We start from the raw sequence: 22,139 nt of genomic DNA on the forward strand, positions 1-22,139 counted from the left end.
GCCACCCGGTCAGCTGTGCAGGTGGACGTGGTGCTTGGTGATCTGCTCGATGTCACCGGTCGCGGCGTGGAGCAGCTCGCGCGACAGCTTCGACAGCGCCCGGGCCACCGCGACCTCGTCGCCGATCTCCGCGATCTCGCGGTCGCCGGGGTTGCGGTGGGCGGTCCCCCGGCCGATCAGGTGCGTGTCGTCGTCGGTGTGCAACCGCGCCTCGGCGTGGGTGCTCCGGTCGTCCTCGTGCTCGTCGATGAAGATCTCGACGGTCCATCGTTTCGTCGCCACCATCGTCGTCACCCCTTCTTGCTAGACAGTTCTGCACTGTCATCGTCGGCCGCCGCAGCGAGCCGGCCCAGAGTCGTCCGGTCCCTTCCGATGGGACCTGCCCGGCGCCGGCCGGGACCTAAGTCCCACCCGACCGGGTCCTTGAGCCCTGTAGCGGCCGGGCGACCGGGGATTGGCTGGAAGGACGACTTGCCCCACGGGAAGGACCAGCACGATGAAGGCAACGCCTGGCGACTGGGTGGTGGTCGAGAGCACCCATCTGAGTGAGATGAGGCGGCACGGTCAGATCTTGGAGGTCCACGGTCCGGCCGGCGATCCGCCGTACCTGGTCCGCTGGGACGACACCGGCACCGAGACCGTCTTCATTCCGGGCCCAGGAGCCCACATCATGACGGCCGAACAGATGCGAGAGCAGCACAGCCGTTGACGACGATGCCCAAGAGAAGCCCCCGCCGCGGCTGGATCGCGGCAACAGCGGCCTGCCTGCTGTTGCTGACCGCCTGTGCCGCCGGGGCCAACGATGTCGCCGGAGCCGGCGCGGGGCACGACGCCGGCTTCTGGCTGGGCCTGTGGCACGGCCTGATCAGCCCGATCACCTTCGTGATCTCCCTGTTCACCAGCAAGGTGAGCATCTACGAGGTGCACAACAACGGCAACTGGTACGACGTCGGCTTCGTCCTCGGCATCGCGACGGCCTTCTCGGGCGCCGGCCGGGCCGGGGCCGCGGCGCCAGGCCGCCGGGAACGTTGAGCCCTTTTATTGTGAATGGTCGGTACGCCGTTCGCGGGCTCTGGCCAACCGGGTTGCCACCGCGAGACCGAACAGCGCGACGGTGCCGCCGGCCAGGGCGTCGAACAGGTAGTGGTTCGCGGTCAGTACGACCGAGATCAGCATCCACAGTGGCATCAGCCAGCCGAACAGCCGGGCCAGCCAATGGCCGGCGAATCCCGCCACGGCGATCCCCATCAACAGGTTCCAGCCGAAGTGCAGGCTCGGCACCGCGGCGTACTGGTTCACGAAGGCCGGTGGTTGCAGGACCCGGTACGCCGAGGTCTGCTGGGTCACCGTGTCGACGAAACCGTAGCTGGTCAGGAATCGCGGCGGGGCGACCGGGAAGAGGGCGAAGATCGCCAGCCCGATCCCGCCGGAGATGAGCATCGCGTCGCGAAACCGCCGGTACGCGGCGCGATGCCGGATCAGTAACCACAGCAGGGTTGTCAGCACGACCGGCCAGTGGCCGTAGATGTAGATGTAGTCCGTGGCCCGCAGCAGCCAGCCGTGCTGCGACGCCGCGGCCTGCAGTGCCGGCTCGGTGAACAAACCGACGGACTGCTCGAGGTTGACCACGTGCGCGGCGTTGCGGAAAGCAGTGTCGACCCGGCTGTCGATCAGGCCGCGGACACCGAAGTACAACACGATGCCCCCGGCGATCACGGCGATCTCACGCAGAACCGGCCTCATCTTCTGCGAGGCGCGCAGCGCGGCCTGGCGGCTGATCGTGACCATCTCTACACCCCTCCCGGTCAGCAGGCGAACAGGTTGACCTGCCAGCGCCCGTCCGAATCCAGGTCGGCGCTGAAGGCCACCCCGCCGACCGTGCCGTCGGCTTCGGGGTTCCGGGTGACAGGGCCCCAAACGACCTCGGGCAGCCGGGTCAGCACGGCGCCGCCCCGCGACCCGCAGCCGCCGTTCGCGAGCGTGACGTAGCGGACCAGCAGCAGCACCTCGGCTGTACGCCGGGAACTGCCCGGCACCGGCGCCAACGGAGCAGTCGAGCGGGCCAGCGCGCGGGCGGCGGCCACGTCATCGGCGTACCGCGCCGCGGCCGGGTGGCCGTTGCGGAGTTCGCGCAGCAGGTTCGCGTACGGATCCGACGGCTGGAACTCGAAGGATCCCATCGCGTACCGCCTCGACGTCAGGTCGCTCAGCACCAGGACCACCGACTGAAGGAGGTCGTGCGACATGCCTGCTGGGATCGCGCCTGCCACCGGAGCCAGCTTGGCGGCCCGTACCTTCTGAGCCACCCCAGGGTTCGCAGCGGTCCACGGCGGACCGGACGCGTTGATCGCCGCCGCGGCCTCCTTCAGTTGACGATCCAGCACGCCGGCCGAGGAGAAGAACGTCGAGAGCGAGTCAGCCGCGCTGCGCCGGTTGGTGGGCGCATTCGACGGCACAGTCGACGTCGGCGACGGCCGCGCGGAGGTCGAAGGCCGGGTGGACGCGGAAGGCTGAGTAGACGCCGAAGGCTGGGTGGAAGCCGGGCCGCTCGGCGTCGCGGATGCGACGGGCCCGGGGCCGTCCGTCCGCTGATCGCGATTCACCAGAACTATCACCGAGCCGGCCGCCAGTGCGACCGCGAGCACCACTGCGAGCAGCAGGACGATCCGTCTGCTGCCGCGATCAGGAGTCGTACCGGACTTGAGCATCACCGTTCACCCCACTGGCTTCTGGAATCACCTGCCTACACTGAAACCGACGCCGCACAGTTGCTCCCAGGGGCGTAGTTCCGCACACACCGGGCCGAAAGTCTCCTGTGTCACAAGGAGACGCTGCCCGGGAGTCGGAAGGAGGCCGCGTGCACCACGGCCGGAAACAAGTCCAGGCCTGCCTGCGGTTCGGGCGGGCGCTCATCGCCAACCGCGCGGTCCGCGTCGCCGTACTCGTGATCGCCGTCACCGTGTCCGTGTGGAACTTCGAGCGGATCCCGCACGCCGCGATCCTGCCGGCGATCATCGGCCTGCTGCCGTTCGCGATCGGCAAGTACGTCCTGTGCCCGCTGCGCTGGCACGCCGTGTCGACCAGTGGCAGATCGCGCCGCTGGCATCTGCGGACCTATGCGGAGAGTGAGATCCTCGGCCTCATCTCACCAGGGCATGCCGGCGCCGACCTGTGGCGGATCCACCGGCTCGAGGGCGTCGGGGTACGCCGCGCCCCCGCCGTCGCCGAGGTCGCCCTCGACCGGTTCGTCGGCGCCGTCGGGCTGGTCGTCGCCGTCGTGGTCTGCGGAGTGGCGCTCCCGCCGGTCGTGATCGCGGTGGCGCTCGGCATCGCGGCCGTCGCGCTGGTGGCCGCGATCGTCGTGTCCCGGCGGCGTCCCGGGCTGACCCGACGCTGGCCGTTGCCGTCGCCGAAGGTGTTCGCGCTGGGGATCGTCTTGTCGATCGGCTATCAGGCCAGCATCCTCGGCCTGCTGATCGGGGCGTTGCAGGCCGTCGGCGACTCGGTGTCCCCGTTCCAGTTGATCGCCGTCTTCGGGGCCAGCCAGATCGCCGGAATCCTGCCCGGCGTGCACGGCGCGAGCCCGCGTGAAGGTGCCTTGGTCGCCGGTCTCGCCTCGATCGGCGTTCCCTGGAGCGCCGCGTTCGGGGCGGTCGCCCTGACGGCGCTGCTCTACTGGGTTCCGGCGCTGCTGCTGGGCGGCGGTTCCCACTTCCTGCGCTGGCGAGGCAGGTCCCGAGAGCCTGCGACAGCATGAGACCGCGGTTGGTGGTGGCGCATCGGGCCGGCAACGACCTCGGCGCTTTGCGGGCCGCGCTCGACGCCGGCGCGGACCTGATCGAGGCCGACGTGCACGCCTTCCGCGGTCGCCTCGAGGTACGTCACCTGAAGTCGCTGGGCCCCCGCTGGTTGTGGGAGCGGGACGAGCTGCTCCTCCGGCGCGACATCGAGCTGTACGAGCTGCCCGAACTCATCGAGGCGATGGGCGGCGAACCGCGGTTGTTGCTGGATCTGAAAGGGATCCATCCCCGTCTGGCCGGCCGGGTGGCGGCCGTCCTGCGCGACACGTGTCCGGACACCGTTGTCACCGTGTGTACCCAGCACTGGTGGATGCTCAGGGCGTTCCGGGAGCTGCCGTCGGTACGACCGGTGCTGTCGGCCGGGAGCCGGCGCGGCCTGCGGCGGTTGCGTTCCAGGCTGCGCAGCAGGCCGGCGTACGGGGCCTGTGTTCACCGGCGACTCCTCACCCCCGAGCTCGTCACTGAGCTGCGGCGCGGCGCCGAGGTCGTCCTCACCTGGCCGGTGGACAACGAGGACGACCTCGTCAAGGCGCACGCCCTGGGTGTGGACGGCATGATCGGGAAGGACCTGCGGTTGTTCGATCCGGAGCACTGACGCGCTACGGCGTCGCCCGGTAGAGCCCTCCCCCGGCCGACACTCCTACGGAGACCCGTTGGCCGGCAACATCGAGGGCGATCACGTAGCTGGTGCCTGACCAGTGAGTCGTGTAGGTGACCGATCCGGTCGCCCGCACCGGTACGACGAACGACAGGATCGTCGCGGACGTACCGGACCTTGCCTGCATCAGGGTCGGCGCGGACTTCCGGTTGAAGGTGCTCGGGTAGTACCAGCCCTGGATCGGGTTGGTCTGGCCCTGCTTCACCAGAGTCGCGCCTGGCGGAAGCGCTTGCCGGTAAGGGATCTGGAAGATGATCGTCCTGGTCGAGTCGCCCGGGGCCATCGCGATGGCGGTAGCGCGGGAGTACACGGTCGCGCGCTGGTCGGCGGGCAGGTGCCACAGAGTCTGGAACGCCTGCGGTGTCTTGGCCAGTCCGCGGTCGAGTGAGACCACCAGGTCCGGATCCTTCAGCACCAGTACTGCGCGCGTCCGGCTGATCGAGGTACCCGGTACGTCGCTGAACTCGTAGAACTCGGCATTCGCCTTCACCAGCGACCTGGTCAGCTTGGTCACCGGAAGGCGGTCGGCGGTCCGTGGTGTCGTCATCATGCTGTGCGCGGCGGGGCTCTTCGCCCAGGTACGCCAGACGTCGTTCTGATACCCCGCGTGCCCGCTGTCGACGAGGATGTCGCGGCCACGAGCGGTGTAGGTGATCGACGTGTGGTCACTGTGTCCGTGCATCGCCCGGGCCGGACCGAACCTGATGCTGTACGTCGATTCGCCGGTGAAGCCCCGGACCGCGCCCCACCCGGTCCTGCCGAACACGTAACCGGCCGAGTAGATCCCGACCCGCTTCGACGGTGCGGTGCCTCTGGTGCCGAGCGATGCGGCGTACTCCATCGGCGTACCGGGCGCGGCAAGGGTCGCCAGCAACTCCGAGTCACCGAGCTGGTGCAGCTTGCCGAGCGAAGTCGTGGCCAACGCGAGCCAGGTCGCCATCAGCGTCCGCCGGCTCGAGATGGTCGACCCGGGGACGGCGCCGCAGTTCTGCAGCACGGTCACCGCACGCCCCCACAGCGAGTAGTTGAACTGCGCGTACCCGACGGACTGCTCGTTGGTCGAGCCCTGGGTATCGATCGAGGTGGTGATCCCGGCGGCCAGTCGGCTCTGCGCGGTCTGCTTGTAGTCGGACCGGCCCAGCGTGCAGCCGACCCCGAACAGGGCGATGCTCTCGTCGGTGCCGTGGTTCCAGGCACCGCTCCAGTTCGCCGTCAGGAACCTGGCGTGGTTGACCAGCGCGGTGTCCAGCCAGGCGTACTTGGCCGGCAGCGTGGTGACCTGCAGGCCGGACAGGATCGCCTGGCGCAGACAGATCAGCACGTTGGTCCGGTGCATGGTCGACTCCCAGGCGCCGACGTCGGCCTTCCAGGAGTACGGATTGTCACGCGACCAGTCGTAGGCGATCGTGTTCACCCGGGTCAGCGCGGTCAGGTCGCCTTGACCGGCCGCGACGATGCCCTGGCCCAGCCAGCGCAGCGAGTGGAACCACATGTACCAGCTGGGGTTCTTGTACGGGTTCAGACGCCAATTGATGTTGCCACCGCCGTTGCCGACCTTGTACGGCGCGAACGGTCCCCAGGTGTAGATGTCGCGATACAGGTTCGCGAGCGGCGTCTGGTCGTCGACGGAGCTGAACCCGGGACAGGTGTAGAAGCCCGCCGCGACAGCCTTCGACGGGTCTGTCCGGATGTCGTCGGCCGGCGCGGCTGTCGCCGGTACGACGTTGCTCGCGCCCGCGACGAACTGCGCGCCGACGGCTCCGGCAGATCGGGCAGGATCGCGATCCCCGGTGTCGCCACCGGCGATGACGACGCCGTGGTCATCGCCCCGGTCATCATCGCGATGGCCGTGATCACCACGGCCAGGCCCCTCGGTTTCATCGGTTCGTTCCCCTCCGCAGCAGCGCCGCCGGGCGGCGGCGGTTCACTGCTTAGAGGGTCCGATCGGTGTCAGGGAGCGACCAGGGTCCTAGGTCCCCAACAGAACGGGACCCCGGTACCGCGGCCGCGCAGCCCGGCGGCCTGTCAGGAGCTTCCGACGACCGCGAGCGCCTCGCGCGCGATCTGCCACTCCTCGTTGGTGGGGATCACCAGCACTGCCACCGGGCTGTCGTCGGCGGACACCAGCCGGCTCCCCTCCGCGGCCGCATCGTTGCGTTGGGCATCTATCCGGATCCCCAGCCGCTCGAGCCCGCCGAGCGACGCCGCGCGGACGTCGGCACCGTTCTGACCGACCCCCGCCGTGAAGACGATGGCGTCGACGGTACCGAGGACGGCGTAGTACGCGCCGACGTATTTCTTGATCCGGTGGCAGTAGACGTCGAAGGCCAGTTGGGCGACCGGGTCACCGGCCTCCACGCGGGTGGAGAGTTCGCGGAAGTCGTTGCCTCCGGCAAGGCCTTTCAGGCCGGAGTCGAAGTTCAGGGCGTGGTCGACCTCCTCGACGGTCCAGCCGAGTTCGCGGACCAGGTGGGCGTGGATCGCCGGATCCAGGTCGCCGGAGCGGCTGCCCATCACCAGTCCTTCCAGCGGGGTCATGCCCATCGAGGTGTCGACCGAGACGCCGCCCCGGATCGCCGCGGCCGAGCAGCCGTTGCCGAGGTGCAGGACGATCACGTTCAGCCCGGCCGGGTCGCGGCCGAGGAATCGTGCTGCTTCAGCCGAGACGAAGGCGTGGGACGTACCGTGGAAGCCGTACCGGCGGATGTCATGGTCGTCACGCCAAGCCAGCGGCACCGCGTAGGTGTAGGCCGCCGGCTCGAGGGTCTGATGGAACGCGGTGTCGAAGACCGCGACCTGCGGCAGCTCCGGGAAGAGCCGCCGAGCCACCCGCATCCCCTCGAGATTCGCCGGGTTGTGCAGCGGCGCCAATGGCACGAGCGCGGTGACGGCGTCGATCAGCTCGTCGTCGATCAGCACAGGGTCGGCGAACCGCGATCCGCCGTGGACCACGCGATGGCCGACCGCGGCGACCTCGACCGCGTCCAGCGACGGGCCATGGGTCTCGAAGGCGTCCAGGGCCGCGCGCAACGCGTCCTCATGGGTGTCGATCTTGCCGTCGGTACTCGTCTCGCCGTCAGGTCCGCGATGCAGGTGCCGGCCCTCCGCCTCGCCGATCCGCTCGACCAGGCCGGACCCGGCCGCCTTCCCCGACCCGGCGTCGATCAGGCTGTATTTCAGTGACGACGAGCCTGCATTGATCACCAGCACGTGCTCACTCATCAGTTCCACCCCGTACGCCGTACTGCGCCTGAACCGCCGTGATCGCCACCGTGTTGATGATGTCCCGCACGGTCGCCCCACGGGACAAGTCGTTCACCGGCTTCCGCAAACCCTGCAGCACCGGTCCCACGGCGACCGCATTGGCCGACCGCTGCACCGCCTTGTAGGTGTTGTTGCCCGTATTGAGGTCAGGGAAGATGAACACCGTCGCCCGGCCCGCGACCTCCGAGTCCGGCAACTTCGTCCGTGCCACCGCGCTGTCGATCGCCGCGTCGTACTGGATCGGCCCCTCCACGAGCAACGAAGGCGCCCGCTCCCGGACGATCCCGGTCGCCTTCGACACCTTCTCGACGTCGGTCCCGCTGCCGGACGTACCGGTCGAGTACGACAGCATCGCCACCCGCGGCTCGACCCCGAAGGCCGCCGCGGTCGCCGCCGACGAGATCGCGATGTCAGCCAGCTGCTCGGACGTCGGATCGGGGTTCACCGCGCAGTCGCCGTACACCAGGACCTGATTCTCCAGGCACATGAAGAACACCGAGGAGACGACCGAGACACCGGGCAGCGTCTTGACCACCTCGAGCGCCGGCCGGATCGTGTGCGCGGTGGTGTGCACCGATCCCGACACCATCCCGTCGGCCAGGCCGAGCTGCACCATCATCGTGCCGAAGTACGACACGTCCCGGACGACTTCGCGGGCCTTGTCGAGGTCGACCCCGCGGTGCTGCCGCAGCCGGTGGTACTCCTGCGCGAACCGCTCCCCCAGCTCCTCGTCGTCCGGGCTCAGGATCCGCGCGGCCGAGAGGTCCACGCCGAGCGCGGCCGCCTTCGCACTGATCACGACCGGATCGCCGAGCAAGGTCAGATCGGCGACACCACGGCGCAGTACGACGTCGGCGGCACGCAGGATCCGCTCCTCCTCACCCTCGGGCAGCACGATGTGCTTGCGCTGGGCAACAGCTTCGTCGACCAGCTGGTGCTCGAACATCAACGGCGTGACCGCCGCGCTGCGCGCCACCGCGAGCCGGTCCAGCAACGCGGTCCCGTCGACGTGCTGGTCGAACAACGCCAGCGCCCGGTCCACCTTGCGCGCCGAGTCCTTGGTCAGCCGGCCGCGGACGGCGGTCAATGCAGTCGATGCGGCGTGGGTACCGAGGCCGGTCTCGATCAGCGGCATCGTGCTGCCGATGCCCTCGATCAGTCGCAGGATCTGCGGCGGCAGCTCGAAACCACCGTTCAGGAAGATCGCCGAGACCTGTGGGAAGTTCTGCGAGGCGTGCGCCATCAGCACACCGACCACGACCTCAGGGCGGTCCGCCGCGGTGATCACCGCTGCGCCTTCGAACAGCCGGTCCAGCACGTTCGGCATCGTCATCCCGGCCACCACCAACCCGCTGGCCTCCCGCGCCAGCAGCCGCGGATCGCCACCGAGCAGCCGCCCGTCGACCGCCTTCATCAGATCCGTCACGGCCGGGGCGCTGAGCAGCGGCTCCTCGGGGATCGCGTACGCCGGTACGCCGGTACCCGCCAGCGCCGCGATGACCGACGCCAGCTCATCACCGCCGACCCGGTTGGCGACGACCGCGAACAGCGAGCCGTGGTTGGCCGCCAGCTCCGCGCCGGCCATGTCGGCCAGCGTCCGCAGGTCCGCCGGGCTGCGCCCCGAACCGTTCAGCACCAGGAGAACCGGCGCTCCGAGGTTGGCCGCGATCCTCGCGTTGTAGGAGAACTCGGTCGGCGTCCCGACGTCGGTGTAGTCGCTCCCGACGATCAGCACCGGGTCACCACGATCAACTACGTCGCGGTACCGCTGCACGATCCGGTCGAGCGCCGCGTCGGGGTCCTTGTGCACCTCGTCGTACGTCACCCCGACGCATTCGTCGTACGGCAGCGAGACAGCGTCGTGCGAGGTGAGCAGGTCCAGGACGTAGTCGCGTCCGCCGTACAGCGCGGTGTCCGGCCGCACGATCGGCCGGAACACCGACACCCGCTCAACCCGCTTGGACAACTGCTGGAGCACTCCGAGCGCCACCGTGGACTTGCCGGTATATCCCTCCACCGATGCGACGTACACGCTGCTCTCCATGGCCGAAACCCTAGTCGGTACTCCGGAAGCATCAAGCTGGACCGGTCAGCGGTTGGCCGCCTTGCGCCGGACGTACCCGATGGCGCCGGTCCCCAGGAACAGCACGATCCCGATGATCGCGAGCCAGACCAAACCCTTGATGGCGAAGCCGATGATCGTCAGGACCAGCCAGAGAACCAGGAGAACGATCAGAAAGACGAGCATGAGTTGCCTCCGTTTCCACGAATGATGGCCACCGGGTCGTTGCGCGGTGGAGGCCGGTCCGACAGTGTCCCGTCGTACCGGCCGTCTGCAGGTCACCTGCCGGGCGGGCCGGCGATCGTCGCGTGCGCCACCTGTCTCGACCCGGGCGGCGGGCGGGCCGACGGATCCGATCCGGTCAGCCGGCACCGTCGCGCATCACCGGCCGGCCGCGGGACTGAACCATGCGGCGCCGAGGACCGGTTGAGGATTCGAGGTTTCGCCGCGGCCGGTACCTCTGAACCTGAGCAGGTCGCCGGCGCGGTGCCGAGTGCCGGCACGGCGGTGGACTCCGGCGCCGGGGTGGGTTCTGCCGCGGAGGGAGGTTCCGGCATGGGGACGGGAGCCGGCGCGGTGGTCGTGCTCCGGTCGGTGGCCGTCAGTTGGGAGAAGGTTGCGATCCGGTCGGCGTAGGACTCCGCCTCGGTCTCGCTCTGGGCGGTGACCAGTACTGCGGCGCCTTCGGCCGCCACCTCGCGCAGGACCTCCGCCAGCGTCACGCAACCGGCCTCGTCCAGCTCTGTCGTCGGGTCGTCGAGGACGACGACCTCTGGGCGGTGCATCAGGGCCTGGACGATGCCCAGCCGGCGCAGTTGGCCCCGGCTCAGCCGGCTCATGGGCTGGTCCAGGTCCAGCTCCAGCCGCGCGGCCAGCTCCAGCGCGTACGCCGTCGTGCAGTCCCGGACCGCCGCGCAGATGTCCAGTACGTCGCGGGAGGTCAGCGACCCCATCGTCTCCAGGTCACGGACCAGGAAGCCCAGCCGTCCCTTGAGCGCGGCCGCGCCGTCCAGTGGGTCCAGACCCAGCACTCGGGCCGTACCGGTCGATGCCGGCAGCGCGCCCACCAGAACCTGGCTCACCGAGCTCTTGCCGGACCCGTTCGGACCGACCAGCGCGACGACCTCACCCCGCCGGACCCGCAGCTCGCCCAGCTCGACGCCGTACACCGACAGGCCGTCCACCACGATCGGTTCGTCCAGCGCCAGGTCGGTGGTGGTCTGCTTCCGGATGGTGTTCATCGCCCTTTTCCTTCCCTCGATCCTTGCCCCTGAGTCTTCCGTTTCCGGTGTGACCTGGCACACGGGAATCGGACCTGACCCGAGAGGCCGCTGGACCCGGGAAGGGGCCTCGTCACGCGGGCCGAAGGTCCCCACCCCCGCAGGGACCTTCCGGCAAAGACCTCAGCGACGGACGACGACGACCGGGCAGTCGGCGGTCCGCAGCAGACTCTGGCTGACGGAGCCGAGCAGCAGGCCGGCGACACCGCCGCGGCCCCGCGATCCGACGACCACGAGCGACGCGCCGGTGGTCAGTTCGGCCAACGCCGTCGCCGGACGGCCGTCGACGACCCTGGCCTTCACCTTCACACCGGGGTACTTGTCGCAGTACGTCGCCAGGCTCTCCGCCAGCCAGTCCCGCAGCAGGGTCTGCGCGTCGGCATTGGCTGACTCACCCCGGCTCTGCGGCTGCCGGCAGTAGACGACATCCAGCGGTACGCCGATGCGCGCCGCGTACTCGAACGCGAACTCGATCGCGCGCTCGGAGTCCGGCGACCCGTCCGTACCGACCAGGATCGGCCCGGTCCTGTCCGTCCCGCGGACGACTACGACCGGACACGCCGCCCGAGCGGTCACGGCGGTCGCCACCGAGCCGAGCACGGTCCCCAGCCGATGGTGCGCCCGCGTCCCGACCACGATCAGCTCGGCCTGCGGCGCCTCGGCCAGAATCGCGTTGGCGGCGCTCTCGCACGCCAGCCAGCCCGAACCTGCCTCGTAGCCCAGGCGATCACGCACATAGGCGACCGCGGCGTCCAGCTGCGCCTGGTACTCGTCGACCGGCGTGTGCGGGATGTAGCCCTCCGCGCCGATGGCCGGCCACTGACTCACCTCGGGCAGATAGGCGCGGATCACCCGGACGGCCATTCCGCCGGTCCGGGCCGCGTCGACGGCCCAGTGCAGGGCCAGCTGGCTCTCCGGAGTCTCGTCGACCCCGACCAGGACGAACTTCTTTCCTTCGTACATCGGTCAATCTCCTTGCCATCGGCAACTTCAGGAACGTTCGGGGAACATCTCGATCACGCCGCTCGGGCACTCGGCGGCACACAGCCCGCAGCCCTTGCAGAAGTCGAGGTCGATCTCGTACTTGCCGTGCCCGAGCTTGATCACCGCGTTGTCCGGGCAGACGCTGAAGCAGTTGTCGCACTCCAGGCAGTTGCCGCAGGACATGCAGCGGCGCGCCTCGAACAGCGCGGTCGATGCGTCCAGACCGCCGGTCACCTCGTCGAAGGTGCTGATCCGGCGGGCGAGCTCCAGCCGGGGCCGGACGGTCGCCGGCGCGTCGGAGTAGTACCAGGTGTTCAGCCGGTCGTACGTGGCCAGGTCGTGGCGGGGCGGCCGCTGATCCGTCGTACCGCGCAGCCACGCGTCGATGTTGCGGGCAGCCTTCTTGCCGTGCCCGATCGCCACCGTCGCGGTGCGTTCCGACGGGATCATGTCGCCACCGGCGAACAGGCCCGGCCGGCCGGTCATCAGATGCGCGCCGACCTGGACCACATGGTCGCTGATCACGACATCGTCGAGTCCCTCCACCAGCGCCAGGTCCGACAGCTGCCCCAGGGCCAGGACCACCGAGTCTGCGTCCAGGTCCTCGAACTCACCGGTCGGCTGCGGGAACCCGGTCTCGTCGAGCTTCATCTTCTCGATCCTGATCCGGCCTTCGTCGGCGTACGCGATGGTCGACAGCCAGCGCATCCGCACCCCTTCCTCGAGCGCCTCCTCGACCTCGATCTCGTGGGCCGGCATCCGGTCGCGGGTGCGGCGGTACACGACGACGGCGTCGGTGGCGCCGAGCCTGCGGGCGGTCCGGGCGACGTCCATCGCGGTGTTGCCACCGCCGTAGACAGCGACCCGGCGGCCGAGCAACGGCTGCTCGCCCTCCTCCACCCCGGCCAGCACGGAGACGGCGTCGAGGATGCGGGCGGAGTCACCAGCGGGAATGTCCGCTCGCCGGCCGATGTGCGCCCCGACCGCCAGGAAGACGGCGTCGAAGGCGGCCAGCTCGGCCTCCAGGTCCGTCACTTTGGTACCGAGCTCCAGCCGGACTCCGAGGTCGGTGATCCGGCGGATCTCCGCGTCGACGACGTCGCGCGGCAGCCGGTAGGCAGGGATGCCGTACCGCATCATGCCGCCGGCTTCCGGGCAACTGTCCCGGACGGTGACCTCGTGGCCGAGCAGCCGCAGGTGGTACGCCGCCGAGAGCCCCGACGGGCCGGCGCCGACCACGAGCACGTGCTTACCGCTGGGAGGCAGCGTCAGCGTGACGTTCCAGCCCTGCTTGATCGCCTCGTCGCCGAGGAAGCGCTCGACCGAGTTGATGCCGACCGGCTCGTCCAGGGTGGCCCGGTTGCAGGCCGTCTCGCAGGGGCGGTAGCAGATCCGGCCCATGGTGGCCGGGAACGGGTTGTCGGCCATGATCGCCCGCCAGGCCGACTCGTAGTCCGCCTCCTCGGCGTGCTTGAGCCACTGCTGGATGTTCTCCCCGGCCGGGCAGGCGTCGTTGCAGGGCGGCAGCCGATCGACGTACGCCGGTACTTCGGTCCGCCAGGCGCCGGTCTTGTTGGCCAGGCTGGATCCGACGTCGAGGGTGATCGCGAACGGGAGCGAATCGTGCTTGCTTGCCTCAGGCATCTACCTGGCTCCTTTCCGGTTCGGTCAGGCCGAAGATCCGGACGTTGCGGTCCGCCTCGGCCTGGATCCTGGCGATGATGTCGTCGCGGCGCTGCTCGCCGAACAGGTGCCCGAACCGGCCCTGCGGCCGCAGGTAGTCCTCGACCGGCCGGCGCCTGCGGATCTTGGAGACCGCCACCACCTCGCCGTCCTCGGCCTCGAAGACGGGGAAGACCCCGGTCTCGGTGGCCAGCCGGGCGATCTGGATGGTCTCGTTCGACGCGGTCCGCCAGCCCAGCGGGCAGGGCACCAGGACGTGCAGGTACCGCGCGCCGCGGAACTCCATCGCCCGGGTCGCCTTGTACTCGAGGTCACGGAGGTCGGCGACTGTCGCCGTCGCGACATACGGAATGCGGTGCGCCATCGCGATCGCCGGCAGGTTCTTGCCCTGCCCGAAGTCGTTGCCCGGTTGCGGGCCGACGGCCGGGGTGGTCGTCGTCGCCGCGCCGTGCGGGGTCGCGCCGGACCGCTGGACGCCGGTGTTCATGTAGCCGCCGTTGTCGTAGCAGATGTACAGCACGTCGTCGTTGCGCTCGAACATGCCGGACAGACAGGCCAGCCCGATGTCGACGGTCCCACCGTCGCCACCCTGGCCGATCACCCGTACGCCGGTCTGCCCCTTCGCCTTGAGTGCCGCGGCGACCCCGGTGGCCACCGCCGGCGCGTTGCCGAACAGCGAGTGCAGCCACGGGACCTGCCAGGCGCTCTCGGGGTACGGCGTGGAGAAGACCTCGAGGCAGCCCGTCGCGTTGACCGCGACCATCTGGCGGTCGGTGGCCCGCATCACGGCGTCCAGGACGTACCGGGCGCCAAGTGCCTCGCCGCAGCCCTGGCAGGCTCGGTGCCCGGAGTTGAGCGAGTTCGTCCGATGGGTGTCGGACTGCACGGTCTGCAGTTCGCTGTCGAGCAGCCGGTTCCCGGCCGCGTAGCTTCCGATCTGGTAGAACCTCACGCGTTCCATGGCTGTCCTCTCAACCGGTCCGGGTACCGAGGTCGCGCAGCAGGTTCTCCGCGGCCGGGCCGGAGCGCCGGATCGTCCTGGTCCGCTGCAGTTCGCGCTCGACCAGATCCCGCTTCAGGTCGAGGAAGGTCAGCGGTTCGAGCTCGTCCGCGGCGGCGTCGTGGAACAGCCGGGTCAGCGAAGCCTTGGTGATCGGCCGGCCACCGAGGCCGGCGATGACGGTGTAGCCGTGCAGCGAGATCCCCGACAGGGCCATCCGGACGTTCGCGGAGACGATGCCGCCGATACCGACCGCCAGCGCGCGCTCCAGTACGACGACCCGCCGCGCGTTGCCGAGCGCGCTCCGGACGGCGTCCAGCGGGAACGGCCGGAACGAGGTCAGCCCGAGTGCGCCGATCCGCATTCCACCGGCCCGGAGCTCGTCGACGGTGTCCTTGATCGTGCCGAGCACCGATCCCAGGGCGACCACGATGGTCTCGGCGTCGCCGCATCGGTACGGACGAACCAGCCCACCGGAGTCACGTCCGAAGGCCGCGCCGAAGTCGGCTGCGACCGCCGGGATCAGGTCGAGCGCCTGCATCTGCTTGTCGTGGGCGAGGTACCGCACCTCGGTGAAGGCGTCCGGGCCGACCATCGCGCCGATCGAGACCGGGTCGGCCGGGTCGAGCACCTGGCGCGGAACGTACGGCGGCAGGAAGGCATCGACCTGCGCCTGGTCCGGGACGTCCACCTGCTCGACCGCGTGGGTCAGCACGAAGCCGTCCATACAGACCATCACCGGCAGGGACAGCTCCTCGGCGATCCGGAACGCCTGGATGTGCAGATCGAGCGCTTCCTGGTTCGTCTCGGCGTACAGCTGGATCCAGCCCGAGTCGCGCTGGGACATCGAGTCGCTGTGGTCGTTCCAGATGTTGATCGGAGCCCCGATCGCCCGGTTGGCCACCGTCATCACGATCGGCAGGCCGAGGCCGGAGGCGTTGTACAGCGGCTCGGCCATGTAGAGCAGGCCTTGGCTGGCGGTGGCCGTGTACGCCCGCGCACCGGCCGCGGAGGCGCCGATCGCGACCGACATCGCGGCGAACTCGGACTCCACGTTGACGTACTCGCACGGCGCCAGCTCACCGGCCTTCACCAGTGAACTGAGCGCCTCGACGATGTGGGTCTGCGGCGAGATCGGATAGGCGCAGATCACCTCCGGCCGGCAGAGCGCGACCGCCTCGGCGACCCCGCGGGAACCCTCAATCTGCTTGCGCACGAACCCTCTCCTCGAGCTGGGCGCGGACATGGTCATAGGCCTCGTCGGCCGCGGCGACGTTGCCGGCCGCGACGGAGCCGGAGAAGCGCTCCCGGATCGCCTTGTTCACCGAGGCGACGTCGACCTCACCGGTGAGCGCCGCGAAGGCGCCGAGCAGTACCGCTCCCGGCAACGGACGGCCCAGGTGCTTCAGCGCCAGCTCGCTCGCGGGCACCGTCATCACCCGGTCCCTGGCGAACCGCTGGACGTAGTCGGCCAGACCGAGCGCGGCCAGGTCGCGGGACGTGTTGATGAGCAGATAGCCGTCGGTGTCGAGACCGTCGAAGACATCCACCTGGTGCAGCAGGGTGGCGTCCTGGATCAGTACCGCGTCGGGCTTGCCCACCGGCTCGTGGCTGCGGATCGGCAGGTCGTCGATGCGGCAGTAGCCGACCACCGGCGCGCCCGTGCGTTCGGACCCGAACGTGGGGAACGCCTGCGCGTACCGCCCTTCGGCGAAGGCCGCGACGGACAGCAGCTCGGCAGTGGTCACCACCCCCTGGCCGCCCCGTCCATGCACTCGTATCTGGAACATGCATCGATCGTCTCCGCCAGGCACCGGCGGCCGGGAGGGACATAGGTCCTGTGGTCACAGGGCAGATGGCAGATGATCGCCGGGGCCGCGGCGCGGTCTGATGTTCACGGAGGCGATGGCCATGAACACGACGAAGCGGACCGGGCAAGGACACGGCTGGACCGGCGGCGATCTGAGCCGGCGGGTGCGTGGCCGGCGAACCGCGCTCGGCCTCAGCCGGGACGAGGTCGCCGAGCGGGCCCGGATGGATCCCTCGTACGTCGACCGGATCGAGACCGCTCCGGTCGCACTGACCGGCGGCGACCTGATCCGGCTGGCCGACGCGCTCGACACCACCATCTCCGATCTGCTCGGCGCCCACTCCGAGCAGCCTGCCGGCCACGGCCGGGCAGCGCGGCACCCGGTGCTCGACACCATGCGCGAAGACGAGTGCCGCCGGCTGATCGAGCCCGGAGGCGTCGGGCGGATCGCCTTCCAGCTGGTCGGCCGGCCGTACGTCGTACCGGTGAACTTCGCGATGCACGACGGGGCCGTGGTCTTCCGGACCGGCGCGACCACCGCGCTGGGCCGCTACGGTACGGGCGCGGTCGCCTTCGAGGTCGACCGGATCGACGACGGCATGCACGAGGGCTGGAGCGTTCTGATCGACGGCGTCGCCCGGCAGGCAGGCCCGCACGAGACCGCGCAGCTCCGCAAGCTGCTGGACCTCGAACCGTGGGCCGGCGGCGACCGCCAGGTATACGTCGTGGTCGAGCCCGAGCAGATCACCGGACGCCGCATCCGTACCTGGTGACGCCTCCTCGTCGCCGTGGACCGGCGGCCCTCGGGGTCACCCCGGTGAGAGCGGACAGAGCACGCCCAACCCAGTACCTGACCGCGATCGTTCTCGGGGTCACCTTCGTGCTCCCGATCGGCGGCGCCGACATGCCCGTGGTCGTCTCGCTGCTGAACGCCTGCACCGGTATGGCCGTGGCGATGGCCGGCTTCCTGCTCAGCAACACGGTGCTGATCACCGCCGGCGCGCTCGTCGGTGCCTCGGGCACGATCCTCACCGTCTTGATGGCCAAGGCGATGAACCGGTCGCTGGGCAACATCGTGGCCGGTGGGTTCGGCAGTGGCGACCACGCCGTCCCGGCCGGGATCACCGACGACCAGGGCGGAGCCGTGCAGTCCGTGGCGGCCGACGACGTGGCGATGCAACTGGCCTATGCCGGTTCCGTCGTCATCGTCCCGGGCTACGGACTGGCCGCGGCCCGGGCCCAGAACGAGTTGGTCGACCTGGCCGGCACGCTCGCCGAGCGTCCTCGATGCCGACAAGGCCGGCTCCGTGATCGTCATCAAGCGGTCGATGGGGCACGGGTACGCCGATATCGACAACCCGCTGTTCACCGATCCGAAGACCCGGATGCTGTTCAGCGACGCCAAGACCGGCCTCGACGCCATCGCCCAGGCCACCAAGGCGCTGGTCGGCTGATCCCGCCGCGAAATCGAGGATGACCGGTCCGCAGGGACCTGGGTCCCATGAACTGAGGGCCTGTGGCACTGATCTCGGCAGGATCGGCCAGGTTCGATTGACGCAGGCGCCGGGGGACTTGACGGGAGTCTTCAGGTGACTGACTGGAGTCCTTACCGCGTGATCGAAGTGGAGGAGATCGATGGACGGGGTGTTCGGACCCGGTAGCTCACTTCGCCGGGCGGCGTTTGGTCCGCTCCACGGCGTAGACGGCCGCCTCGGTGCGGCGTTCCATGTCGAGCTTGCGGAGCAGGCCGGAGACGTAGTTCTTCACGGTCTTCTCGGCCAGGAACATCTCCTGGGCGATCTGCCGGTTCGTCTTGCCCTCGGCGATCAGGTCGAGGATCCGGCGTTCCTGCTCGGTCAGCGACTTGTACCGCGGGTCGTCGTCCTCCTCGGCCGGGTGCCGCAGTCGCTCGAGCACGGCTGTCGTCATCGCCGGGTCCAGCAACGACTCCCCCGCGGCCAGGCATCGCACCGCTCCGACCAGGTCGGTGCCGCTGACCTGCTTGAGCAGGTACCCGGCCGCGCCGGCCATGATCGCGGTGAAGAGCGCCTCGTCGTCGGAGTACGACGTCAGCATCAGGCAGGCCGGCGGGTCGTCCATCGCCGACCGCAGGTCGCGGCAGACCGAGATGCCGTCGCCGTCGGGCAGCCGGACGTCCAGTACCGCGACGTCCGGGCGCAGCGCGGGCACCCGCGCGATCGCCTGCGCGGCCGTACCGGCGTCACCGATCACCTCGATGTCCTCCTCGGCCTCCAGCAACTGCCGCAGCCCGAGACGGACCACTTCGTGGTCGTCCAGCAGGAACACCTTGATCGTCATCGCGCGCCACTCCCGCCCTCGCAGACTGTCCTGGGGAACAGGGTAGACCGCTCTCCGCTCCGAAGGAGGTCATCATGACCGCAGCGGCTCGCCGCCGGTTCGACCACTCGGGTCTGCAGATCCTCGATGACGACGAGTCACTGCGGCTGCTGTCGTCTGTCCAGGTCGGCCGGCTGGTGTTCACCCGGGGTGGCCTGCCCGTGGTGCGCCTGGTCAACTTCGCGCTCGACGGCCGGTCGCTGCTGTTCGCCACCGCGGACGGTGACAAGTACCGCGCTGCCGAACGCGGCGACGTGGTCGCCTTCGAGGCCGACGAGGTCGACCTCGACCGTCATCTCGGCTGGACCGTGACCGCGACCGGGCACCTGTCGGCGGTCGACTCGGACGAACTGCCGGACAATCCTCCGGTCAGGCCGTGGGCGCCGGACCGCGAACGCCATCTCATCCGCCTCACCATCGAACTCCTCGAGGGCCGCCGCCTGCTCGCCTGGGGCCAGCGGCCGCATGCCGAGGGGAGCAATGCCTGATGACCGCCCGTGGTGGTTGCGTACCAGCGGGAGCGGGCGGCCGACGTCCCGGCTGACCGAGGAGATCCACCGCAGCGTGGTCCAGGGCCCGCGGGCCCTGACTGCCGCGCCGGTCAGCCGGCGCTATGGGCGCGGAAGGCCTCGATCGCGGTGGGCAGCGTCAGAAAGATCCGGCCCGGACCGAGGCGATCCAGGAATCCGGCTGCTTCGAGATCGTCGCGGAGTTCCTGCTTGACCCGGGCCAGGGCCAAGACGATGCCGCGTGCGGTGAGTTCCTCCCGCAGCGAGTCCAGGGCGTCGATCGCGGTGATGTCGATCTCGACGTTCGCCTCGGCGTTGAGCAGCAGCCACCGGACCGGCTCGGGTGCGGCGTCGACGGCCGCCAGCGCGCGCCGGTGGAAGTTCTCGGCGTTGGCGAAGAACAGTGGTGAGTCGTACCGGTAGACCACCAGTCCGGGCACCGGACGCGCCGTCGGATAGTCGTCCACATCGTGCATCCCCGGTACGCCGGGAGCGATCCCGAGGATCCCGTCATGAGGTCGCGCGACCCGGCGGAACAGGTCCAGGACCGACAACGCGACCGCCACCAGTACGCCGTACAGGACATCGAGCGCGACGACGCCGACGCACGTCGCCAGCGCCAGGATCAGCTCGCTGCGCCGGAACCGGGCGAACCGCCGGAACTCGCCGACGTCCACCAGGCGTACCGCGGCGTAGACGACCAGGGCGCCCAGAGCCCCGGTGGGGAAGGTCTCCAGCAGCGGGCCGGCGAACAGCAACGTGGCGATGACCATCGCGAGCGCGACCAGCGAGTAGACCTGGCTCTTTGCCCCGGCTGCTGCGGCTACAGCGGTACGGCTGCCGCTACTGCTGACCGGGAACCCCCGCAAACCACCCGCCGTCAGGTTGGCGATGCCCAAGGCAAGCAGTTCCTGATCGGCGTCGACCCGTTCGTGCCCCTGGCTCGCGAAGGCGCGGCCGGTCAGCACCGTGTCGGTGTAGCCGACCAGCGCAACACCCACCGCGGGCAGGATCAGCAGCCGCAGATCGTCGGCGGTGATAGCCGGCAGAGTCGGCACTGGTAGTCCGGAGGGCACATTGCCGATCAGAGCCACCCCGTGATCTCCCAGGCCTGCTACTGCAGCGACCACAGCCGCCAGCACCATCACCAGCAGCGGCGCCGGAAGACGTGGCGCCCACCGGGCCGCAGCGAGCAGCAGAACAAGCACAGAAAGCGAAAGCACCAGGGTCGCCGGATGCCAGGACCCGATCTGCCGGACGGCCGACGACAGCTGCGCGGCCGGAGATTCACCGGAGACCTTGCTGCCGGTCATCCGGCCGAGCTGGCCCGCGATCATGATCACGGCGATGCCGGCCAGGTACCCGACCAGCACCGGCTTCGAGAGGAGGTCTGCCAGAAAGCCCAGGTGGAGCAGCCACGCGACGATGCAGATGACACCGACCAGCATGGCCAGGGCGGCCGCCAGGGCCGCATACCGCGATGGATCACCCGTCGCCAAGGCTCCCAAGGTGGCTGCCGTCATCAGGGCGGTGGTCGATTCGGGTCCGACCGACAGCAGCCGCGAAGTACCGAGCACCGCATAGACCGCCAACGGGCCCAGTACTGCCCAAAGGCCGGCGACGGGCGGAAGGCCTGCCAGTTGGGCATAAGCCATCGCCTGCGGGACCAGGTAGGCGGCTACCGTCACCCCGGCGATCAGGTCCGCGCGCAGCCCGCCGCGGACGTCGGCGAGCCCCGTCGCGAACATCACCAGCTCAGTATGTCGGCACCACGACGTCAGTGGTGGGCTCGACCGCGCGGTACCTCCGGTCGCGCTCTTCGGCCGTCACGTGATGAGGAACGATCGCGACCGGGCAGGTCATCGCGGCCACCGCGCGGCGGGCGACCGGGTCGCCGACCGGCAGCAGCCCGGCCCGCGCGCCGAGTACCACCAGACCGACGTGGACGCCTTCGTGGACCAGCGCTTCCACGACCGGCTTGGCTGTCAGGAACCTGGTGACCTTGACCTCCGGGTACTCCTCGTCCCAGCCGGCCAGGGTCTCGGACACGGTCAGCTCGCCGCGGCGTACCCAGGAACCCTCGACGTCGTCGGGGTCGTGCCGCGGTGCGTGCTGCGCGTGCACCACGGTCAGGTCACCCTCACGGTCGGCCGCCGCCCGGAAGGCGAACTCCACGGCCTCGAGGGACAGCGGCGTACCGTCGATGCCTACGGCAACTTTCCGGTCGAGCAGCGTCGGCCGCCAGTTGAGCGGCACCACGATCACCGGGCAGCCGGTCCGCGCGGTCAGGAAGATGTTCCCCTGCGCGGCCACCAGTCGCTGCGGCCCGCGGGTCTTGGTCCGGCCGACGACGAGCAGCCGGGCATGCCGGGCCGCGTGCGGCAGCACCTTCAGCCGGGCGCCCTCCTCGGACACCGCGGTGGTCTGCAGTTCGTAACCGTAGTGGTGGCGGACATGAGCCACCGCGTCCCGAAGAGCAGCGGCCGCGAGTTCGGCGGGCGGTTGTGGCTGATAACCCGGTGTCATGGGGTTGAACGAGCTGTGCGCCTGGTACGGCGCCACCAGAACGAGCTCGGCACCGGAACGCGCCGCTTCCAAGCACGCGTAGTCGACCACGTGAAAGTTCTCGGCGCTGCCGTCGACCTCGACGACTACCGGTCCGGTCCGTGCCCAGGTACCCATGTCATCCTCCTCATCTATTGACTCCAGCGTCTCGCCCGCGACGGCCCGG

At 69.7% G+C, this 22,139-nt stretch carries 23 protein-coding genes; 7 read left to right on the forward strand and 16 right to left on the reverse strand.

Annotated elements, in window-relative coordinates; translation table 11 throughout:
• Positions 1-9: 9 nt before the first annotated feature.
• Positions 10-285 carry a DUF1876 domain-containing protein gene (locus tag ABD116_RS04055; RefSeq protein ID WP_343966578.1) on the reverse strand — a complete coding sequence of 92 codons (276 nt, stop codon included), beginning with the start codon at positions 283-285 and terminating at the stop codon, positions 10-12.
• A 211-nt stretch (positions 286-496) separates the two neighbouring features.
• Between ABD116_RS04055 and ABD116_RS04060 the strand changes: the two genes are divergently transcribed.
• Together ABD116_RS04060 and ABD116_RS04065 are read left to right on the forward strand one after the other, a co-directional pair.
• A complete protein-coding gene (locus ABD116_RS04060) occupies positions 497-709 on the forward strand; it encodes a DUF1918 domain-containing protein (protein ID WP_343964918.1) in 213 nt (70 codons plus the stop codon).
• 5 nt (positions 710-714) lie between these two features.
• Complete coding sequence (locus ABD116_RS04065; protein WP_343964920.1) at positions 715-1,032, forward strand: hypothetical protein; 318 nt, start codon at positions 715-717, stop codon at positions 1,030-1,032.
• Between the two features lie 6 nt (positions 1,033-1,038).
• Here the strand turns inward: ABD116_RS04065 and ABD116_RS04070 are convergent, their stop codons facing one another.
• Positions 1,039-1,788, reverse strand: coding sequence for a phosphatase PAP2 family protein (locus ABD116_RS04070; protein ID WP_343964922.1), 750 nt, complete (start codon positions 1,786-1,788; stop codon positions 1,039-1,041).
• A gap of 17 nt (positions 1,789-1,805) precedes the next feature.
• Complete coding sequence (locus ABD116_RS04075; RefSeq protein WP_343964924.1) at positions 1,806-2,708, reverse strand: hypothetical protein; 903 nt, start codon at positions 2,706-2,708, stop codon at positions 1,806-1,808.
• 149 nt (positions 2,709-2,857) lie between these two features.
• Between ABD116_RS04075 and ABD116_RS04080 the strand changes: the two genes are divergently transcribed.
• Positions 2,858-3,757, forward strand: coding sequence for a lysylphosphatidylglycerol synthase domain-containing protein (locus tag ABD116_RS04080; RefSeq protein WP_343964926.1), 900 nt, complete (start codon positions 2,858-2,860; stop codon positions 3,755-3,757).
• Entirely contained in the window at positions 3,754-4,395 is a 642-nt protein-coding gene (locus tag ABD116_RS04085) for a glycerophosphodiester phosphodiesterase (protein WP_343964928.1), read from the forward strand. The genes ABD116_RS04080 and ABD116_RS04085 overlap by 4 nt, the downstream gene beginning before the upstream one ends.
• Before the next feature lie 4 nt (positions 4,396-4,399).
• On the opposite strand, the gene ABD116_RS04090 is transcribed toward ABD116_RS04085, so the two are convergent.
• From ABD116_RS04090 to ABD116_RS04135, 10 genes are all read right to left on the reverse strand, one after another.
• Positions 4,400-5,950 carry a heparinase II/III domain-containing protein gene (locus ABD116_RS04090; protein ID WP_343964930.1) on the reverse strand — a complete coding sequence of 517 codons (1,551 nt, stop codon included), beginning with the start codon at positions 5,948-5,950 and terminating at the stop codon, positions 4,400-4,402.
• A gap of 533 nt (positions 5,951-6,483) precedes the next feature.
• A complete protein-coding gene (locus ABD116_RS04095) occupies positions 6,484-7,680 on the reverse strand; it encodes an acetate/propionate family kinase (protein WP_343964932.1) in 1,197 nt (398 codons plus the stop codon).
• Entirely contained in the window at positions 7,673-9,766 is a 2,094-nt protein-coding gene (gene pta / locus ABD116_RS04100; protein ID WP_343964934.1) for a phosphate acetyltransferase, read from the reverse strand. The genes ABD116_RS04095 and pta overlap by 8 nt, the downstream gene beginning before the upstream one ends.
• A gap of 45 nt (positions 9,767-9,811) precedes the next feature.
• Positions 9,812-9,970, reverse strand: coding sequence for a hypothetical protein (locus ABD116_RS04105; protein WP_343964936.1), 159 nt, complete (start codon positions 9,968-9,970; stop codon positions 9,812-9,814).
• 92 nt (positions 9,971-10,062) lie between these two features.
• The gene (locus tag ABD116_RS04110; protein ID WP_343964938.1) at positions 10,063-11,025 is read right to left on the reverse strand and encodes an ATP-binding cassette domain-containing protein; all 963 of its coding nucleotides are present in this window, start codon (positions 11,023-11,025) and stop codon (positions 10,063-10,065) included.
• A 162-nt stretch (positions 11,026-11,187) separates the two neighbouring features.
• Positions 11,188-12,027, reverse strand: a complete 840-nt coding sequence (locus ABD116_RS04115) for a universal stress protein (protein WP_343964940.1) — start codon at positions 12,025-12,027, stop codon at positions 11,188-11,190.
• 27 nt (positions 12,028-12,054) lie between these two features.
• Positions 12,055-13,692: an NAD(P)-binding protein gene (locus ABD116_RS04120; RefSeq protein ID WP_343964942.1), complete on the reverse strand. Its 1,638-nt coding sequence runs from the start codon at positions 13,690-13,692 to the stop codon at positions 12,055-12,057.
• Positions 13,685-14,692, reverse strand: a complete 1,008-nt coding sequence (locus tag ABD116_RS04125; protein ID WP_343964944.1) for a thiamine pyrophosphate-dependent enzyme — start codon at positions 14,690-14,692, stop codon at positions 13,685-13,687. Before ABD116_RS04125 ends, ABD116_RS04120 begins: the two co-directional genes overlap by 8 nt.
• Positions 14,693-14,702: 10 nt before the next feature.
• Positions 14,703-15,947: a pyruvate ferredoxin oxidoreductase gene (gene porA, locus ABD116_RS04130; protein ID WP_343964946.1), complete on the reverse strand. Its 1,245-nt coding sequence runs from the start codon at positions 15,945-15,947 to the stop codon at positions 14,703-14,705.
• Positions 15,931-16,521, reverse strand: coding sequence for a 2-oxoacid:acceptor oxidoreductase family protein (locus ABD116_RS04135; protein ID WP_343964948.1), 591 nt, complete (start codon positions 16,519-16,521; stop codon positions 15,931-15,933). Before ABD116_RS04135 ends, porA begins: the two co-directional genes overlap by 17 nt.
• A gap of 121 nt (positions 16,522-16,642) precedes the next feature.
• Between ABD116_RS04135 and ABD116_RS04140 the strand changes: the two genes are divergently transcribed.
• A complete protein-coding gene (locus tag ABD116_RS04140) occupies positions 16,643-17,314 on the forward strand; it encodes a helix-turn-helix domain-containing protein (protein ID WP_343964950.1) in 672 nt (223 codons plus the stop codon).
• Positions 17,315-17,358: 44 nt separating this feature from the next.
• Positions 17,359-18,018 carry an NAD(P)(+) transhydrogenase (Re/Si-specific) subunit beta gene (locus ABD116_RS04145; protein WP_343964952.1) on the forward strand — a complete coding sequence of 220 codons (660 nt, stop codon included), beginning with the start codon at positions 17,359-17,361 and terminating at the stop codon, positions 18,016-18,018.
• 185 nt (positions 18,019-18,203) lie between these two features.
• On the opposite strand, the gene ABD116_RS04150 is transcribed toward ABD116_RS04145, so the two are convergent.
• Positions 18,204-18,860: a response regulator gene (locus ABD116_RS04150; protein WP_343964954.1), complete on the reverse strand. Its 657-nt coding sequence runs from the start codon at positions 18,858-18,860 to the stop codon at positions 18,204-18,206.
• Positions 18,861-18,934: 74 nt separating this feature from the next.
• Between ABD116_RS04150 and ABD116_RS04155 the strand changes: the two genes are divergently transcribed.
• Entirely contained in the window at positions 18,935-19,387 is a 453-nt protein-coding gene (locus ABD116_RS04155) for a pyridoxamine 5'-phosphate oxidase family protein (protein WP_343964956.1), read from the forward strand.
• 113 nt (positions 19,388-19,500) lie between these two features.
• On the opposite strand, the gene ABD116_RS04160 is transcribed toward ABD116_RS04155, so the two are convergent.
• Positions 19,501-21,156, reverse strand: a complete 1,656-nt coding sequence (locus ABD116_RS04160) for a SulP family inorganic anion transporter (RefSeq protein WP_343966580.1) — start codon at positions 21,154-21,156, stop codon at positions 19,501-19,503.
• A 7-nt stretch (positions 21,157-21,163) separates the two neighbouring features.
• A complete protein-coding gene (locus tag ABD116_RS04165; RefSeq protein ID WP_343964957.1) occupies positions 21,164-22,090 on the reverse strand; it encodes a universal stress protein in 927 nt (308 codons plus the stop codon).
• Positions 22,091-22,139 lie beyond the last annotated feature (49 nt).

The organism is Kribbella koreensis (genome assembly GCF_039525325.1).
Lineage (GTDB): Bacteria > Actinomycetota > Actinomycetes > Propionibacteriales > Kribbellaceae > Kribbella > Kribbella koreensis.